Origin of the sequence: Tunicatimonas sp., assembly GCF_049647865.1 — a bacterium.
GTDB lineage: Bacteria > Bacteroidota > Bacteroidia > Cytophagales > Cyclobacteriaceae > Tunicatimonas.
Genome location: NZ_JBARYM010000463.1, coordinates 1 through 1,535 on the forward strand (window position 1 = coordinate 1; position 1,535 = coordinate 1,535).

Below are 1,535 nucleotides of genomic sequence, written 5' to 3' on the forward strand. Positions count from 1 at the left end.
AGCCTACAACTTCGCTCCTGCACTGGTCAAACCCCGGATGTCCGGCTCCACTATCATCAGACTGAAATACAAAGTTGGGTATCCCCCGGAACCCTGCGGCGGCTGAAGCTGGATATTCGTTCAGCGGATCTTTCTTAAAGTTAACCCAATCGTTTCCTTCCGAATCAATTAAGCGGGAAAGTCCTCCCCCGGCCTGATCGTACCAGTAGGTAGCCGAAGTAGTTTTTACTACAAAGTGCGTACGATCTTCATACATTGCCTCTTCAATACTAACTGAGGTACAACTACTTAGACAAATACCTATAGCGAAGAATAAGGTAATTAAGAAGGAAGTTTTATTCATCGTCAATAGCAATAACTGAAAATGATCCAAAGGTGACATCGGTATTATGTGCCAAAAGTAGCGCGCTTCCTGATGAAATATTATCAGGAGTAAACTCTTCGGCTACCAGATCCCAGTTGTCAGGTTCTTTTGTTCCATCTTGCCATAGTTTTACCTGATAACGAGTAAGCGAATCGTGAATGGTGAGCACTCGATGCTTCATATGATACTTTTCTTCGAGCTCAATGCTTCTTATTTTATTAGCATCTTCAACGTACAAATGCTCCCCATCAAAAACCCGCCATCGGCAGCTATCTAGATTATCTGTTAAGCGAAACTCTGCCGTAGCACCCAATGGAAACCACTTTGCGTGAGGCTGTTTGCCATCGAAATCATGTCCCGGCCAACGAGTGGCGATAGCAGCATGGCTTACATTAAATGTAGGTGGGCCAGGGCGGGGCAATGTAAAATTGTGGAAAATTACTGACGTAGATACCTCATAGTTGTGCCATGAAGTATCGCCAAATGCTAGCACCCGATCGTAGTATGGCTCTTTGGTTCGTACCCCTCCTTCAACAAGCTTCCACTTTCCATCAACAATTTGTACAACATCCGAGATATTTTCAACAGTATCCCAATTAACTGCGTAAGGAAGTGACCATTGATTTGCCCTTGTAAACTGAATATTGACTGTTTCATCTACTTGTCTTCCGGCGGAATCTACGGCAGTAATACGTAATACGTTACTACCTTCCCGCAGCGAATCTTCATGAATATCAATATTGAAATCACCATCAAGCGCCAGTCTTCTGCCATCTTCACCCGTGGAAAGTACGTGAGGTGAACCTCCGTTAAGAGAATAGGTTTGAATGATAGTATCTGGCTGTACATTACCTAGTACGTTAACCCATCGCTGCGCTAAACCAGGCTGACCAAAAGATTGATTAGTTCCGTACCATACATGGATTTTTAATACAGATGCTACTAATGGCTTCTGCTGTACCAGTAGGGTAACCAGCAAACTGAGAACTACCCAACCTACAATTTTTATCAAGAAACTATTTTTCATAAATGCTTTACTTCTAAAGTAGATCGTAGCGAATTTTTACCATAATTCCTGGCCATTGTACTTCCATACCGTGAACCATCTGCCCTTGAAAGAGTGGGGTTTTTAGAGTAGTAATCGTATTTTTTCCGTTCTCAAGTACGTGAG

General features: G+C 42.9%; 2 protein-coding genes. Both read right to left on the reverse strand.

Features of this window, described 5'->3' with window-relative positions; translation table 11 throughout:
- The coding region (locus WBA23_RS13790) for a hypothetical protein (protein ID WP_424582859.1) at positions 1–343 on the reverse strand (343 nt) is incomplete at its 3' end.
- Complete coding sequence (locus WBA23_RS13795; RefSeq protein ID WP_424582860.1) at positions 336–1,391, reverse strand: hypothetical protein; 1,056 nt, start codon at positions 1,389–1,391, stop codon at positions 336–338. The genes WBA23_RS13790 and WBA23_RS13795, both read right to left, overlap by 8 nt.
- Positions 1,392–1,535: the final 144 nt, after the last annotated feature.